This is a genomic window from Alteromonas sp. BMJM2, from assembly GCF_027257845.1.
Lineage (GTDB): Bacteria > Pseudomonadota > Gammaproteobacteria > Enterobacterales > Alteromonadaceae > Alteromonas.
Genome location: NZ_JAPVOT010000001.1, coordinates 521,214 through 537,590, shown reverse-complemented (window position 1 = coordinate 537,590; position 16,377 = coordinate 521,214). Strand labels below are relative to the sequence as shown.

The 16,377-nt window shown below is 45.4% G+C and carries 17 protein-coding genes and 4 tRNA genes; 2 read left to right on the top strand and 19 right to left on the bottom strand.

What is annotated here, in order from left to right; all coding sequences use genetic code 11:
- Positions 1–77 precede the first annotated feature (77 nt).
- From O9X84_RS02340 to aspS, 17 genes are all read right to left on the bottom strand, one after another.
- Positions 78–167 (bottom strand) — tRNA-Ser (locus O9X84_RS02340).
- Between the two features lie 126 nt (positions 168–293).
- Positions 294–1,349 (bottom strand): quinolinate synthase NadA, encoded by a 1,056-nt coding sequence (gene nadA, locus O9X84_RS02335; protein WP_269517916.1) that lies wholly within the window; start codon positions 1,347–1,349, stop codon positions 294–296.
- A gap of 435 nt (positions 1,350–1,784) precedes the next feature.
- Positions 1,785–1,860 (bottom strand) — tRNA-Lys (locus tag O9X84_RS02330).
- A 53-nt stretch (positions 1,861–1,913) separates the two neighbouring features.
- Positions 1,914–1,989: transfer RNA gene (locus O9X84_RS02325), tRNA-Lys, on the bottom strand.
- 23 nt (positions 1,990–2,012) lie between these two features.
- Positions 2,013–2,088 (bottom strand) — tRNA-Lys (locus O9X84_RS02320).
- A gap of 290 nt (positions 2,089–2,378) precedes the next feature.
- Positions 2,379–3,155 (bottom strand): tol-pal system protein YbgF, encoded by a 777-nt coding sequence (ybgF, locus tag O9X84_RS02315; RefSeq protein WP_269517915.1) that lies wholly within the window; start codon positions 3,153–3,155, stop codon positions 2,379–2,381.
- The gene (pal, locus tag O9X84_RS02310; RefSeq protein WP_269517914.1) at positions 3,155–3,721 is read right to left on the bottom strand and encodes a peptidoglycan-associated lipoprotein Pal; all 567 of its coding nucleotides are present in this window, start codon (positions 3,719–3,721) and stop codon (positions 3,155–3,157) included. Before pal ends, ybgF begins: the two co-directional genes overlap by 1 nt.
- A 39-nt stretch (positions 3,722–3,760) precedes the next feature.
- The gene (gene tolB / locus O9X84_RS02305) at positions 3,761–5,116 is read right to left on the bottom strand and encodes a Tol-Pal system beta propeller repeat protein TolB (RefSeq protein ID WP_269517912.1); all 1,356 of its coding nucleotides are present in this window, start codon (positions 5,114–5,116) and stop codon (positions 3,761–3,763) included.
- A 4-nt stretch (positions 5,117–5,120) separates the two neighbouring features.
- Complete coding sequence (gene tolA / locus O9X84_RS02300) at positions 5,121–5,843, bottom strand: cell envelope integrity protein TolA (protein WP_442864493.1); 723 nt, start codon at positions 5,841–5,843, stop codon at positions 5,121–5,123.
- 181 nt (positions 5,844–6,024) lie between these two features.
- Positions 6,025–6,444, bottom strand: coding sequence for a protein TolR (gene tolR, locus O9X84_RS02295; RefSeq protein ID WP_163105423.1), 420 nt, complete (start codon positions 6,442–6,444; stop codon positions 6,025–6,027).
- A 23-nt stretch (positions 6,445–6,467) separates the two neighbouring features.
- Positions 6,468–7,151: a protein TolQ gene (gene tolQ, locus O9X84_RS02290; RefSeq protein WP_269517910.1), complete on the bottom strand. Its 684-nt coding sequence runs from the start codon at positions 7,149–7,151 to the stop codon at positions 6,468–6,470.
- The gene (ybgC, locus tag O9X84_RS02285; protein ID WP_269517908.1) at positions 7,141–7,539 is read right to left on the bottom strand and encodes a tol-pal system-associated acyl-CoA thioesterase; all 399 of its coding nucleotides are present in this window, start codon (positions 7,537–7,539) and stop codon (positions 7,141–7,143) included. Before ybgC ends, tolQ begins: the two co-directional genes overlap by 11 nt.
- Before the next feature lie 514 nt (positions 7,540–8,053).
- Positions 8,054–9,058: a Holliday junction branch migration DNA helicase RuvB gene (gene ruvB / locus O9X84_RS02280; protein WP_269517907.1), complete on the bottom strand. Its 1,005-nt coding sequence runs from the start codon at positions 9,056–9,058 to the stop codon at positions 8,054–8,056.
- A gap of 54 nt (positions 9,059–9,112) precedes the next feature.
- A complete protein-coding gene (ruvA, locus tag O9X84_RS02275) occupies positions 9,113–9,733 on the bottom strand; it encodes a Holliday junction branch migration protein RuvA (RefSeq protein WP_269517906.1) in 621 nt (206 codons plus the stop codon).
- Positions 9,734–9,786: 53 nt separating this feature from the next.
- On the bottom strand, positions 9,787–10,305 hold the full coding sequence (gene ruvC / locus O9X84_RS02270) for a crossover junction endodeoxyribonuclease RuvC (protein WP_032096020.1): 519 nt from the start codon (positions 10,303–10,305) through the stop codon (positions 9,787–9,789).
- Complete coding sequence (gene nudB, locus O9X84_RS02265; protein WP_269517904.1) at positions 10,305–10,745, bottom strand: dihydroneopterin triphosphate diphosphatase; 441 nt, start codon at positions 10,743–10,745, stop codon at positions 10,305–10,307. The genes ruvC and nudB overlap by 1 nt, the downstream gene beginning before the upstream one ends.
- 3 nt (positions 10,746–10,748) lie before the next feature.
- Positions 10,749–12,509: an aspartate--tRNA ligase gene (aspS, locus tag O9X84_RS02260; RefSeq protein ID WP_269517903.1), complete on the bottom strand. Its 1,761-nt coding sequence runs from the start codon at positions 12,507–12,509 to the stop codon at positions 10,749–10,751.
- A gap of 233 nt (positions 12,510–12,742) precedes the next feature.
- Here aspS and O9X84_RS02255 point away from each other — a divergent pair, with 233 nt between their 5' ends.
- Both O9X84_RS02255 and O9X84_RS02250 read left to right on the top strand, forming a co-directional pair.
- Positions 12,743–13,654, top strand: a complete 912-nt coding sequence (locus O9X84_RS02255) for a DUF72 domain-containing protein (RefSeq protein ID WP_269517902.1) — start codon at positions 12,743–12,745, stop codon at positions 13,652–13,654.
- Between the two features lie 140 nt (positions 13,655–13,794).
- Positions 13,795–14,292 (top strand): GAF domain-containing protein, encoded by a 498-nt coding sequence (locus tag O9X84_RS02250; RefSeq protein WP_269517901.1) that lies wholly within the window; start codon positions 13,795–13,797, stop codon positions 14,290–14,292.
- A gap of 121 nt (positions 14,293–14,413) precedes the next feature.
- On the opposite strand, the gene O9X84_RS02245 is transcribed toward O9X84_RS02250, so the two are convergent.
- On the bottom strand, positions 14,414–15,754 hold the full coding sequence (locus O9X84_RS02245) for a sigma 54-interacting transcriptional regulator (protein WP_269517900.1): 1,341 nt from the start codon (positions 15,752–15,754) through the stop codon (positions 14,414–14,416).
- Positions 15,751–16,272: a hypothetical protein gene (locus O9X84_RS02240; RefSeq protein ID WP_269517899.1), complete on the bottom strand. Its 522-nt coding sequence runs from the start codon at positions 16,270–16,272 to the stop codon at positions 15,751–15,753. Before O9X84_RS02240 ends, O9X84_RS02245 begins: the two co-directional genes overlap by 4 nt.
- Between the last annotated feature and the right edge of the window lie 105 nt (positions 16,273–16,377).

The following is a 16,377-nucleotide window of genomic DNA, read 5'->3' as shown; positions in this document are numbered from 1 at the left end:
CCAGTTGGTCCGCAAGGTCGATTCTCTAAACCCTAGAAACAACAAGGCCCTGCGTCATGCAAGGCCTCGATGCTATTTGGCGGAGAGAGAGGGATTCGAACCCTCGTTAGGTTTAACCCTAAACACACTTTCCAGGCGTGCGCCTTCAGCCACTCAGCCACCTCTCCAAATTTTTTATCAAGGACGTTTCAACAGTGAAATTCCTTGAGCGCGCGTATAGTAGGTAAACCCGCGGCTATTATCAAGAACTTGCTTAAAATAACTATGCAAATGCTTATAAAACAGACTATTTACTACAGGCCGCCCTTTGCTTTCAGTTCAGCTGAAAATTGTAGCATGCGATCAAGTGGAATAAGCGCGTCAGTGCGAAGTGAGTCATCCACAAAAATTTCATGTCCATCACTTCCCTCGGTTAACGACGCCTTAATCGCCTCTAACCCATTCATTGCCATCCATGGGCAGTGAGCACAACTTTTACACGTAGCGCCGTTACCGCCCGTTGGAGCCTCAATAAACGTCTTATTTGGCTCTAACTGCTGCATCTTGTAGAAAATACCTTTGTCGGTAGCGACAATAAAGGTGTCATTGTCCATTTCTTGCGATGCTTTAATCAGCTGGCTTGTTGAGCCAACTGCATCTGCCATGTCTACAACACTGGCTGGCGACTCTGGGTGCACTAACACTGCGGCGTTGGGATAAAGGGCTTTCATGTCGCTAAGCTTTTGCGCAGAAAACTCATCGTGAACAATACACTCACCCTGCCACATTAGCATGTCAGCACCGGTTTGCTTGGCTATGTATGCACCTAGGTGTCTGTCTGGGCCCCAAATTATCTTTTTGCCCTGACTGTCGAGGTGCTCTACGATTTCTAACGCTATGCTTGAGGTTACTACCCAGTCAGCACGCGCTTTTACTGCAGCAGAGGTGTTGGCATACACAACAACTGTGTGGTCTGGATGCTGGTCGCAAAACTCACTAAATTCTTTTGCTGGGCAACCGATGTCTAAGGAGCATGTTGCCTCTAGGGTAGGCATGCGCACTGTTTTTTCAGGGCTGAGTATTTTAGCCGTTTCGCCCATAAAGCGAACGCCAGCTACAATCAGAGTTTGTTCTTCTGCGTCACGCCCAAATCTCGCCATTTCTAAAGAGTCGGCAACACAACCACCGGTTTCTTCAGCTAATGCCTGAATTTCGTGGTCGGTGTAGTAATGGGCTACAAGCACGGCGTTACGCGCCTTGAGTAAGGCTTTTATTTCTGCCTTTAACTCGGCTTTACGTACTTCTGATAATGGCTGTGGTTTTGCTGGGAACGGGTAATCCACCTGCTCCACACGAAATGCTACTGACATTTACCTACATCTCAATTGCGACAAGGGTCGCGATTATACCCAAGTGTCATAAAAATTACACACTACATGATCAACAATAGCGCAATAAAAAGTTTTAACGCTGTAAGCTGTCCGCTATTAACGTCTGCTACTAAACGCACAAGTCGTTTTAATTATCACTATGATTACTAAGATCAGAAATTTTGAGATCAAGGAGGCTTTAATAAAGAAGGTCTAAAGAGCCAACGCAATGAGTACAATGAACAATAACTCGTTGTGGTATAGCGCCGCTAAAAGTTGAATTGGATTTCAGACTTAGGCTATCAGGCAGTTTGCGTGAAAAGAGCAGCTTGGGTGAAGACACTAACGTGCATGAAAACACATTGGCGACTTTGAAAATAGGCTACTAGGAGTTGGCTTTAGATTAACGCTAATTGAGAAGTGTAGAAGAGAGAATGGTGGGTCGTGCTGGATTCGAACCAGCGACCAATTGATTAAAAGTCAACTGCTCTACCAACTGAGCTAACGACCCATTCAATGACACAATATATATTTAACGAAAAAATAGTATAGCAGCTTAAATGATGGTGGGTCGTGCTGGATTCGAACCAGCGACCAATTGATTAAAAGTCAACTGCTCTACCAACTGAGCTAACGACCCATCATTTGAAGCTTGAAAAGAAGTGGTGGGTCGTGCTGGATTCGAACCAGCGACCAATTGATTAAAAGTCAACTGCTCTACCAACTGAGCTAACGACCCATCTTTTCGGTTGTTGCCTGTGTCTAGGCAACGGCGGCATATAATACTCAGATTTTTATCTGACGCAACCCATAATGCCCTTTTATTTTGATATTTTCTTTAAAACAGGACTAAGCGGTCAAAATGAAAACAAATAGCTGAGTATTTGTACCGCACAACCCGATGTTTAAATGAAAAAGCTCGAGATTACGATTTTAAACACGAGCAAAAAAAATGTTATTTAACCGTGACAAACTTACACCGCTGTTTAGATGGTAGAACAAAAAGCCCCTTTAAAGGGGCTTTAATTATTACAAGTTGTTTAACCTTGATTCTGCTAAACGTTTAGCAGATGAATCGGGATGTTCGTTCACCACTTGCAAAAATAGTTGACGTGCCGATGCACTATCGCCATTTCTTTCAGCAATAACGCCAAGTTTCAACAGCGCATCAGGTCGCTTCGTTGAACTTGAGAACCGATTAACCACAATATTGAATTGCTCGCTTGCATCGCTCCACTGCTGCTTGTTAAACAGCAACTGTCCAAGCCAATAGTGCGCATTTGGCGCATATTCACTGTTTGGAAAACGCGCGATGAACGATTGGAAAGCAGGTATTGCCTTGTCGTACTCTCGCGACTTCAATATGAGGTTAACAGCACTCTCATAAGCTTCGCTTTCTCCGACCTGCACAGGCGATGCTGGTGCCGATTCCGGCACTGTGCTTACCGCACCAGAGGAGCTCGTGCTTGTTAACGCGCCACTTTGCTTGAGGGCCTCTACCCGTTTATCTATTTCTAGATAGAGCTCTCGCTGGCGTTCCAGTACTTTTTGAAGTTCATTGGTATTAACCTCAACTGCACCGCGAAGCTGGTCCACCTCGTTTTGCATATTATCTAGCTGAGTTTGCATTCTATGCTGCATCTCAGTTCGGCTTTTTACAATACGCTCTAGCACAACGATACGCTGTTCAAGCTCGCTGCCGCCATTCGCATTAACGACAGGTGCCTGTGCGAAGCCAGTAGAGGCTGTGAGGGCGGCACATAGCGTAACGCCCCACTTAATGGTGTCTCTTACTGAAGCTGCCATTAGCGGTATACAACCACTCCGCGGCGATTTTGCGCGAATGCATACTCAGTTGAACCCATTACCGCCGGCTTTTCTTCGCCATAAGAAACAACCGTAACTTGGCTGCTGCTTACACCCGCGTTTAGTAGGTAGGTTTCTACCGACTGAGCACGACGTTCGCCTAGAGCAATGTTATATTCTGGCGTACCGCGGCTGTCTGTGTGGCCTTCAACAGTAACCTTCATGGTAGGGTTTTTCACCAAGAACATAGCGTGCTTGTCTAAAAGGCGTTGAAATTCTGGTTTTATGCTAGCACGGTCAAAGTCGAAATAAACCGTTTGATCGTTTTTGAGCGCTTCCATTTCTTGCTGCACCATTTCTTCTTGGCGCTTCATACGCTGGGCGGCTTCAGCTTCAACACGTTGGGCTTCCGCTTCACGAGCTTCAGATTCTGCTTGCGCTTGCTCTTGTGCCATACGGTTGCGTTCTGCCGCTAACTCTTCTTCGCTAGGTCCTGACGAACATGCCATCATTGTCACTACTGGCAAGGCGATAATGAAGCTTTTCATCACTTTATTCATTTGCATCCTACTAATCCTTAATTTTATTGTTTAGTCGTTAAATTGTTAGAACAAAAATGGTGACCAACTTGGCGATTTTACTTGCCCATTGGCTGCTGGTAACCTAGCTTTAAAGCGCCCGTCTAGAGAAACAAGTGACAACACTTGCTTGCCCTCGTGAAGGGTACTGTAAATAATCATGCTTCCATTCGGCGCTACACTTGGCGACTCATCTAAATACGTTCTGGTAAGAACTTGCAGAGAGTCTTCGTCTAGCATTTGTTTGGCAATATGGTAGTTACCATTCGTTTGATTCACTACTACCATTTGTTTACCGTCAGGCGTTAAAGTTCCGCCAAGGTTCTGTTCGCCAACAAAGGTAACTCGCCTAACTTTCCTTGAATTTAAATTTACGCTATATATCTGAGGTTTACCACCCCGTTCCGAGCTAAAAATTAGACCACTGCCGTCTGGAAGCCAAGCTGGCTCTGTGTCAATAGCTCTGTTGCGCGTAATTCGACGCAAGTTTTTCGTCGCTAAATCCATAATGTATATTTCAGGATTTCCGTCTTTTGACAGCACCATGGCAAGCTGTTTGCCGTCTGGCGAAAACGCTGGACTACTATTAATTCCTGGAAAATCAGTAATACGCGTACGCTCACTGGTATAAATATTTTGAATAAATATTTGCGGTCTTCGGTTCTCAAAGCTCACGTACGCTAGGCGCTCACCATCTGGTGACCATACTGGCGACATCAATGGCTCTGGAGATGAAAGAAGCCTGGTTTCGTTCTCACCATCGTAATCGGCAATCACTAATTGATAGGGTTTTTTAACGGTTTCCCTATCGCGAACGATCACATAGGCAATTTTCGTTAGGAATGCCCCTCGAACTCCGGTGAGCTTCTCATACACAATATCGCTGACTCGGTGAGCATACTGACGAAAGTCTCTCGCACTTATCGACGCTTGGCGTGCCAAAATAACGTGTTCATTGCTTGTAACCAATGCGCCGTCTTTCAGCACTTTCGCTTTTCCACCATCAAGTTGCCCTTTTAAAATATCGACAAGTTGATAAGACACAATGAATTTATCTGCGCTTTGCTGTTCAATGCTACCTACTAGTACGGTATCAACCCCAAGTGTTGCCCATGCAGTGTAACTTACCTCTTCTGCCGTCTCTGGATACTGGGGCATGCTGTCTACCGAGATAGGATTAAACTTACCGCTACGCATTAAGTCAGCGCGAACAACTTGTGAAATATTCCCAGGAGGTGCGCCTTCGCCTTTCCACTTAAACGGGACAATACCGATAGGCCTTGCACTATCCACCCCTTCGGTAATGACAATCTCCAGAGAGGCAAATGCATTTGCACTCACCGCTAAGGAAATCATTGCTATCCATAAACCTAGTTTTTTCATACCGCTATAATTCCACTTTTAAAGTTATATCTTTCAACTGCTCGTAAACGTCGGGGGCATCAGATACGGGAAGCTTATCTGCACGTCGAACTGCGCTTTCTGCCGCCCGGCATAATGCGTCATTGCCATCTAAAACCCGAATACTGGTCACAAAGCCCGTTGTCGCTAGCCGAATATTCAGTCTACACACTTTTCCGTCAAAACTATCGTCTGAGTACAAGTTCCGTTTTATGGTTTGCTGTATCAATGCTGTATACCGCTCAACTTCCGTGAGAACTTGTTTTTGACGCCTTTGTTGCTGTGCAGCGCGCTCTTGAGCAAGTTGCTCTTGCATAATCCTTTCCATTTCTGCTTGTTCAGCAGCTTCTTTTTGTTTTTTTAGTGCATCTTCTTTCGCTTTTGCCTCTCGTGCTTTGCGCTCTTTTTCTTTTTGAGCGGCTATTCGCTCCAGTTCTTTTTGTCTTTTAACCTCTGCGGCCTGAGCTTCTCGTTTCTCCCGAGCTCTCTTATCTGCAAGGGCTCTCTGTCGTTTTTGCTCGGCTGCAGCGGCGGCTTTACGCTGTTTCTCTGCCTCTTCAGCGCGGGCTTGTGCCTGAGCCTGAGCTTCTACTCGTTTTTTATCCGCAATAGCCTGAGCATCGATAAACGTAGCTTCTATCGTGGGTGCATTGCTAGGTAGACTTGGAAGAGGATCGGGGGAAAAACTGACGCTAATAAGCAACACCATAGCAACCACGGCATGAACCGCAAGGGACTTATAAAGCCCCTGTTTTTCATTGGGTTTTGACGCTACCCTTTCGCTGCGTCTATTCGCAAAGCTGTCAGCACTGCCCTGAGAGCCGCCCAGCGAGCTGCCCTGAGAGCGACTTTGGGTACTGTTTGGTTTAGATGGGTTAGACATACGGTGCCTATTCAACCGGGTCGGTCATTAAACCCACCGACGGCACACCAGCTTGCTGCAGCAACACCATTAGCTGAATAACCTCATTGTAGGCCACTTGCCCGTCACCTTTCACGACCACAGGCGTGTTAGGCGATTTTTGAAGTTGGGCACTGACAATAGCCCCAAGCTCTTCTTCACTAATTGGCGACTCTTGGTCGTCACCCACATTGAGGAAGTACCTCCCCTTCACATCAACCGACGCGATAATAGGCGGATTATCTTCCTGCTCTATAGGGTTTGCACTTGCTTTCGGCAAATCCACTTTTACCCCTTGAGATATTAAAGGCGCAGTCACCATAAAGATGATAAGTAGTACCAACATAACGTCGATGTAAGGAACCACATTGATTTCTGATACCGGCCTACGGCGTTTTCTCACATACATAGCAACAACCTCCGCGGTAACGCTTAAACCTGATGTGCTTGGGCAGCAGCCTGGCGATGAAGAATTGCTGAGAATTCTTCCATGAAATTACCGTAGCTATTTTCCAACTTTTCAACTTGATGGCTGAAACGGTTGTAAGCAATAACCGCAGGAATTGCAGCAAATAAACCAATAGCAGTAGCGATGAGCGCCTCTGCAATTCCTGGCGCCACCATCGCAAGGGTTGCTTGCTGTACTTCGCCTAACGCGATAAACGCATTCATAATTCCCCATACCGTACCGAATAGGCCAATGTATGGGCTAATCGAGCCTGCCGTTGCTAAAAATGGCAGGCGACTCTCAAGCTCTTCTACCTGACGAGACATAGATACTCGCATAGCGCGGTAAGTGCCATCTACAATACCGTTGGTTGGGGTGTTGGATTTACGTAATCTCACGAACTCTTTAAAACCTGAACAAAAAATGCTGCTCATGCCGGTAAGGCTGGCTCTTGATGATAACTCTTGATAGAGCTTGTTAAGATCGGCACCAGACCAGAACTTATCTTCAAATTGGCGCATTTCAGAACGTGCCGCATTAAGGGCTTTACTGCGCTGAAAGATAAAGGTCCATGATGCTACTGAGACGCTTAGCAACAACAGCATTACAAGTTGAACAATGAAACTTGCTTGTAAGAACAAGCCGATAAATGTGAGATCAGATGACACGCGAAATTTCCCCTAACAAAGTACGTGGTAGTCGTTTTGGCTTCATAGTAGCCAAGTCGACACAGGCAACTTGAATATCCGCAGATACCAATTTAATGCCGTTGTTATTATTTATGAGTTGTTGAAACGTCATACTAGCGCCTTTCAATTCTACAACGCGAGTCTCAATACTCAACAGTTCATTGAACCTCGCTGGCGCATAGTTATGCATCTCAACGCGTTTGACGACAAAAGCGATAGATTGTTCCATTAAAGTGTCTTGCTCAAACCCTAGGCCTCTAAGCCACTCAGTACGCGCCCTCTCCATAAACTTAAGATAATTAGCGTAATACACGATACCGCCAGCATCCGTATCTTCGTAATACACTCTTATTTGATGTTGGTGCATAACTATTCCTTTAACAATAAATAAATTCATCTACAAGGCAGATTAATAGTGGTTAAATTGCGATAAACAACATTTTAAAACAAGCCTTAAGACAGCATCAAGACTGAGCTTTAATGTTTTAACAACCAACACATAACATTCAATTAACGCATTAGTTTTTCTAACTCAAAAATGTAATTTTACTCAATTGTGCAATTTCAATAGGTCTCTATAATGCATCGCATCAGTCGCACAGAGCGTGATGGTGCCTAGCACGGTCATGCACGAGTTAATCTCCTGTTAGACATGAGTTCCCTGGATTTATTTCCTTCAACACTTGTTGTTTTAGCCCGCTCTATGAGCGGGCTTTTTTTTGTCTTGAATTTCCCTCAGCTATTCGCCGATGTGCTTCGTTGAAATGCTTCGAAACAGAAATCGCATCAGTTGCTTCAATCGCCTTATTGCTCAAGGGTCAAAAGCTGGCGTTTAAACGTTACCACCAGCTCTACTATTCAATTGCACAGGCAGAAAGCTCTTATTGCTCAGGAGTAAAGCCAAAATGAAGGTAAGCACGCTGAGACGCTATACGACCTCTTGGCGTTCGCTGCAAAAAGCCTTGTTGAATAAGGAAGGGTTCAATCACATCCTCGATAGTTTCTTTCTCTTCTCCGATAGCTGCAGCGAGATTATCTAAGCCCACAGGACCGCCATCGAATTTTTCTATAATGGCCGAAAGTAATTTTCTATCCATATAGTCGAAGCCTTCTTTATCTACATCGAGCATATCAAGGGCTTTGGCCGCGGTGTCTGCACCTACTGTGCCATCAGACTTAATTTCTGCATAATCCCTTACTCGTCTAAGCAGACGATTAGCAATACGAGGCGTCCCCCTAGCTCGACAGGCGATTTCTCTGGAGCCTTCTTCGGTCATCGCCAAGTTAAGATAGCTGGCGCTTCTAGACACAATAGTGGTTAGGTCTTTCACCGAATAAAATTCTAGACGCTGTACGATACCGAAACGATCTCGTAATGGAGATGTTAGTGAGCCAGCACGGGTTGTTGCACCTACAAGCGTAAATGGAGGCAGGTCGAGCTTTATTGAACGAGCTGCAGGCCCCTCGCCTATCATAATATCGAGCTGATAATCTTCCATTGCAGGGTAGAGAATTTCTTCCACTACAGGGCTCAAGCGATGTATTTCATCGATAAAAAGAACGTCATTTTTATCGAGATTAGTTAAAAGCGCGGCTAAATCACCCGCTTTTTCCAAAACCGGTCCAGATGTGGTTTTAATATTCACGCCCATTTCGTTAGCGACGATATTTGCTAGGGTTGTTTTTCCAAGCCCAGGAGGGCCGAATATTAAAAGATGGTCAAGCGCATCTTCTCGATTGCGTGCAGCTTGGATAAAGATTTCCATTTGCTCGCAAACGTGAGGTTGCCCCGTGTAGTCATCCAACATTTTCGGACGAATAGCGCGATCAATTACTTCATCTTCTGTACTGGCGTCCGGCGTAATGAGTCTGTCGGCTTCTATCATAGTTCGTCTACTTTTTAATAAAATGGCTGCAGTATTTTTTATACCGCACCGTTATTACAGGGCCGCTTTTAGCGCTTCACGTATCAGGGATTCACTTTCCATACCGTCTTTGTAAACGCTATCCACCAACTTACTGGCTTGCGCGGGTTTATAACCCAGAGCAATAAGTGCGCTTTGCGCTTCTTCTCGTGCGCTGTTTACAGCAACTATGGTACTACCAGAGAGAAGGTCGCTACTAGGCGCGGGAACAGCCACACTTTGCATCTTTCCAAACTTAGCCAACCGGTCTTTAAGCTCAACCACTAAGCGTTCAGCGGTTTTTTTGCCAATACCTGGCAAGCTAACCAATGCAGAAACGTCTTCATTTTGCACGCTAGCCAGAAACTGGGGAGCCGACATTCCCGATAAAATAGCCAAACCGAGTTTTGGTCCAACACCATTTGCCTTTATTAGCTCTCGAAATAACCCGCGCTCTAACTTATCGGCAAAACCAAACAGCAACTGAGCGTCTTCACGAACCACAAAATGGGTATAAACCACAACTTCATCACCTACTGCAGGCAGTTGGTAGAAGCTCGTCATAGGCATGTGTATTTCGTAACCTACACCGGCTACATCTACAAGAATTTCTGGTGGCTGCTTTTCAGCCAACATACCGCGAATTCGTCCAATCATTTATCTTCTCTTTGTGCGCGCTTGAATGCTTAAAAAGGATTGGTTCTAGAAAATTAACGCAAACGACCGCGAACGGTTTTCCGAGCTTGGCCTGCCATATTGATCAGGCTTTGTTCGGTATTAGCATGGCAAAGTGCTACAGCAAGTGCATCTGCCGCATCGGCCTGAGGTGTCCCACTTAAGTTCAGCAGGTGTTTCACCATATGCTGAACTTGTGTTTTATCAGCGTTACCTTTACCTACCACTGCCTGTTTAATTTGCCTTGCGCTGTACTCGGCAACAGGAAGCTGAGATTGGGTTGCCGCCACTATTGCAGCGCCCCTTGCCTGACCAAGCTTTAACGCAGAGTCTGGGTTTTTAGCCATAAACACTTGTTCGATAGCAAACTGCGATGGGTTATATTGGCGAATAATGTCGCCCACGCCGGTAAATATATTTGCCAAACGAGAAGGTAAATCGGTAGTGCCTACTCGAATACAACCGCTCGCCACATATACCAGCTTACCCTGCTTTCGCGCTATTAAACCGTAGCCTGTGATCCTAGAACCTGGATCTATACCCAGTATAACCATTAAGCCTTACTCGGTACAAACAAAGATACCGCCTCTTTGTTTGAAGGAGACCATAAGCGTGCTAACGCCTCATCTTTTGATACCCATTCGTACTGAAGATGTTCTGTAAGGGCTATCGGTGCTTTACTACTCACTTGAAGGGAAAATACATGTTCAGTGTTATGAAGCGTACCCGGTGGGTAGCGGTGACGCCATCGCTCACGAATAACGTATTGGTTTTGCTTGTTGTGATTGGTGATAGTCAAACCTAAGGCTTTGGCATCAATACCGGTTTCTTCAGCCACCTCTCGATAGGCTGTTTCGATGGGCATTTCGCCCTCTTCTAACGCGCCAGTGACAGATTGCCAAAAAGACGCATCGTCCATTCTTTGCAATAACAGCACTCGGTGGTGTTCATCAAACAACACCACCATCGCTGATTCTGGCTTTTTATAGGCCATAAATTAAGATTGCTTCTTCACCGTCGCAATGGCCAAGTCTTCAAGCTGCTGCGGATTAGCTGGGCTTGGTGCCGATGTAAGTGGGCAAGCCGCAGTGGTAGTTTTAGGAAACGCCATCACATCGCGAATAGAAGTAGCCCCTGTCATCAACATGACAAGGCGATCTAAACCAAAGGCTAAACCGGCGTGAGGCGGAGCACCAAAACGAAGGGCATCGAGTAAGAAACCAAATTTATTTTTCGCTTCTTCGTCGTCTATTCCTAAAATATTGAACACGGTAGACTGCATATTCTCATCGTGAATACGAACCGAGCCGCCGCCTAATTCAACGCCGTTAAGCACCATATCGTAGGCATCAGACAATGCGCCAACCGGGTTGGCTTTTAGCTCTTCAGGCGTTAGCCCGCGTGGTGCCGTGAATGGATGGTGAATAGCGTGAAGCTGACCATCAAATTCCTCAAACATAGGGAAATCAACAACCCACAGCGGCTTCCATTCGCCCTCTAGCAATTCAAAGTCTTCGCCTAATTTTAAACGAAGTGCGCCCATGGATTCTGTCACTACGGTGTAATCATCCGCACCGAATAAAAGAATGTCACCCGCTTGAGCACCTGTACGCTGGATAATAGCATCAGTCACATCTTCGCTTAAGAACTTAAGTACTGGCGACTGCAGGCCTTCTTGCCCAGGTGCAAGCTCGTTCACTTTAATCCACGCTAGGCCTTTCGCACCATAGATTCCAACAAACTTGGTGTACTCGTCTATTTGCTTACGGGAAAGCGTTGCACCGCCAGGTACACGAATGGCGCTTACACGGCCTTTCGGGTCGTTAGCTGGTCCACTGAATACTTTAAATTCAACCTTCTCTAGTAAATCGGCAACGTCGGTAAGTTCAAGAGGGTTACGCAAATCAGGCTTATCACTTCCAAAGCGCTTCATCGCTTCTGCGTAAGTCATTTGAGGGAAATCGCCAAGGTCTACGTCAAGCATCTTGTTAAACAAGTCGCGGATCATACGCTCGGTAATACCCATCACGCTTTGCGCATCGAGGAACGTCGTTTCGATATCGATTTGGGTAAATTCTGGCTGACGGTCGGCACGTAAATCTTCGTCTCTGAAACACTTTACTATTTGGTAATAGCGGTCCATGCCTGACATCATTAGCAGTTGTTTAAATAGCTGAGGCGATTGAGGTAGTGCGAAAAACTCACCTTTGTGCGTACGACTTGGCACCAAATAGTCTCGCGCGCCTTCTGGTGTCGCCTTTGTAAGAATAGGCGTTTCGATATCTAAAAAGCCTTCTTCTTCTAGGAAGCGGCGAACTGCGCCAGTGACTTTCGCTCTGAACTGTAAACGCTGGCTCATTACCGGGCGACGTAGGTCGAGGTAACGGTAGCGCAAGCGTTGCTCTTCAGAGTTTTCTTGATTCCAGTCAAGAGGAAGTACGTCAGATTTATTGATAACTTCAAGGCCCGTGCCTAAGATCTCAATTCCACCTGTGCGCATTTCTTTATTAATCTGTCCTTCTGGACGAGCGCGAACTTTACCGGTTAGCTTTACACAAAACTCACCGCGAAGAGTATTAGCAACAGAAAGTACATCAGGTAAATCAGGGTCGAAAACAACCTGTACAATCCCTTCTCTGTCGCGAAGGTCGATAAAGATGACGCCACCTAAGTCACGACGTTTGTTAACCCAGCCACAAAGTGTGACTTCTTGCCCAATGTAAGTTGAATCGATGTTCCCACAGTAATCTGTGCGCATGGTCGTTGACCCCTGATAATTTTCTTGCTTAACGTGATGATTTGCGTACTTTATGGCACTGAACTAATGCTCTACACTGACGCCTCTTCTGAGAATTCATAAAACTATATACGAAATAGCAGCACGAGGGAGTTATAAGCACTTTTGTTATTACAGAAGCTCCAAAGAAGCTATCACGTTTAATGTATTAGATTTAAGGTCGCATAGTATAAACAAATGCGTCGTAAAGCCCAATGACAAATATGAACAATACCGCAACGAATATGGTTAACGCCCAGCAAAACTTACCGCCTGTATTCATTGGGTTGCCCATGTGGCAGCATAGCCATTGGCCAAATTCATGGTTTGCCTCATTTCCCAAGGCACAAAGCCAGCTAATCCATTACGCCAATGAATGTAATACCGTTGAGGGTAATACCACTTTCTATTCCCTTCCCGATGCAGATGCGGTAGCGCGCTGGGCAGACTCAGTGCCCTCACACTTCTCCTTTGCTTTCAAATTCAACCAGCAAATCACGCATGTAAATCAACTACGGCATTGTGAAGATGAAATACGGCAACAGTTGTCACTGCTCGCCCCTCTCAAGCACAAGCTCGGCGTGATGATGGTTCAATTACCCGCTAGCTTTGGTCCTGATAAGCTATCTGTACTCGATACATTTTTAAGCCTTATTCCCACATCTGTTGCCGTGGCAGTAGAAGTGCGACATTTGCAATTTTTTGCTAAGTCAGAGGCTGAAAAAGCGTTTAATCAACTGCTGATTAAACACAAGGCAAACCGCATCATCATGGATACCAGAGCCCTATTCACAGGACCCGTGACCAGCGAGATAGTAAGAGAAGTAAGAGGTAAGAAGCCCAAAGTGCCAGTGAATGTTATCGCTACCGGCCAAAAACCCGTTGTGCGCTTTGTGGGCAACGATAGTGAAGAAGACAATACCGCGTGCCTTCGTCCCTGGGTAAGCAAAATTCATCAGTGGCGTATTGAAGGCAAGTCTCCCTACTTCTTCTGTCATCGACCTGATAATAAGGATGCGCCGTGGTTGGCGTCTTTGTTTATTGCCATGTACAACGAAAAACATACAAAATCGCCGCTACCAACACTTTCTATAACGAAAAACCCTAAGCAAGACACGTTGTTTTAAAACATACCGTTTTAAATGATAGTGTTTAAAAGCGATTGGCATTAAAATCGCAAAACACTGTGTTGTAACAACCTAACCCCTAAACTCCACACTCTTTTGCGTTTAGCTACACAAAGATACTACCGGTAAATAATGTAATTATGACTGACGTACACCCACAACCTTCTCACGAAGAAGAAAGACTTAAAGCGCTTTATAAATTGGATATTCTGGATACGCCACCAGATGAAAGATTAGATGCTATTACTAAGAATGCTCAGGATTTTTTCAATTGCAAAATATGTTTGGTCAGTTTAATTGCAGATGATAGACAGTGGTTTAAATCTCGCCAATGCTTAGATGTTACAGAAACTCCACGAAATGTCTCGTTTTGTACCTATGCCATCGCGGAAGAAGAGTACCTTATCGTTCCTGATGCGCTTGAGGATGACAGGTTTGCGAACAGCCCCTTGGTAAAAGGGGCGCCATTTATCCGCGCGTACGCGGGTATAATATTGCGCTCTACAAATGGCTATGAGCTAGGCACTCTGTGCGTTATTCACGACTCACCCAGGCAGTTCAAAGAGGTTGATATTGCCATGCTGCGTCACTTCGGTCTTCAGGCTGAATCTATTTTAAGAGAGAGCGAAAAAGGCTAAGGGACTTTAAGATATTAATACATCGCCTGGGGCTATTTTGCCCCACGCGATTTTACTCCAGCCGATATTGCCCCAGCCGATTTAACCCTAGGCGATGGGGCTCTCATTTCACAACGCTTCTTTAACGAAAGTCAGCAGCGTCCAATTCGTGCTTTTTCATTAACTTATGCATATCGGTGCGATTTCTTCCCGCTAAATCTGCAGCTCGAGTAACGTTGCCGTCGGTCATTTTAAGCAGCTTAAACAAATACTGTTGTTCAAAGGCGTCTCTTGCTTCAGTAAGCGTAGGCCAGCTTTGCTTTGTCGCAGATAACGCTTGTTCAACAAGATGTAAAGGCACCACAGGAGTTTGCGTTAACGCCACGCACTGTTCAACCACATTCACAAGCTGGCGCACGTTACCAGGCCAGGAAGACGTCACCAACTGTTGCATAGCGTCATCAGAAAATTGGCTTACTTCAACACCATGACGCTGTGCACTTTGTTGCAATAAAGAGCGTGCAAGCAGCGGAATATCTTCGCTGCGAGACTTCAGTGACGGTAATTTTAAATTAACCACATTGAGGCGGTAATAGAGATCTTCTCTAAATGTTCCAGCCTCCATTTCTTTATGCAAATCTTTATGGGTCGCTGATATGATTCGAACATCGATATCGACTTGTTTGCTGCTGCCCACGGGACGAATCTGACGCTCTTGTAATGCGCGTAGTAACTTAACTTGCAGCGTCATTGGCATATCACCAATTTCATCTAAAAATAGCGTACCGCCATCAGCTTCCTTAAAAAGACCCGCATGAGCAGTTACCGCTCCAGTGAAGGCTCCTTTTGCATGACCAAACAACTCAGACTCAAGCAGGTTCTCAGGCAGCGCACCGCAGTTAATAGCGACAAAAGGCTTGTCACTGCGTTTGCTCGCTTTGTGAATAGCATTAGCCAAAAGCTCTTTACCTGTTCCACTAGCCCCGCTAATCAGTACTGATACTTCTCGCTGTGCAATGCGATACGCTTGATCTAGCACATTCAGCATGTCTGGCGAACGGGTAATAATTTGTTTTGCCCAGTCCCCCGGCTTAACTGCCTGTGATTGGTTAAGTGCTTTTTGCAACAGAGCGCGAAGCTCTTCGTGTTCCACAGGCTTAGGTAGAAAACCAAATACGCCGCGCTGCGTAGCCTCAATGGCATCGGCAATGGTGCCATGGGCGGTCATTAAGATAACGGGAATATCCTGTCTAATACCCATTATTTCTTCAAACAAACTCAATCCGTCTAGACCCGGCATCCGCAGGTCACTTAGCACAACATCGAAACTATTGCCCTGCAGCTTCTTAAGTGCGCTTTGCCCATCTTCCACAGCAGTTACATTATAACCTTCACCTTCAAGCCGAATCGTCAGCAAGCGAAGTAGGCTTTTATCATCGTCAACCAACAATAAGTCAGGATTGTTATTCGCCTTTTCACTCATTGTTGTGTACTCCTATTTTTATCCATCAATGTCGCTTCTATTTGTAATAATTCTTCAAGTTTTTTTCGCAGGCTATCTATCTCGTTTTGCAGTGTTACTAATTTTTCACCACGAGAGGTATTTTCTTTTTCCAACACCACTAACGCAGATTCAAATTGCATTAACTGATTATTTTGAGCGCCTGCGATCACATCAATAACGTTGCGACTTTGTGACGTTAATTTTGGTAATATTTCATTAAAAGCTAATTGCGCACGTAACTTATCCTGGTAGGGAGTATCATTCATAAGCGTAAGGATATAGGCGTGGAATCGGTCATAATCACTGTTGGTCAATGTATCTAAAGTCTGCTTTCGCTGCGACCACGGCTGCGCAGATGCATCTACCCACAGCGCGACCCAATGCTTCACATCACAGTTATACAAAAAATCATCCGGCGCTTTTTCATAGAAGCAAAAAGTGCCGTCAAGCGCCGTTTCGGCATGTATTTCTGAATCATCAGGTACTTCTTTCTTCACCTTTGTCAGACTTTCGCAACCTACTAAAAAGAATACGGCAATAAAAAAACAACTTAATCTCATTTTACATTTCCTGTTGCGCAATGCTTATGCTGCACGCTCTTC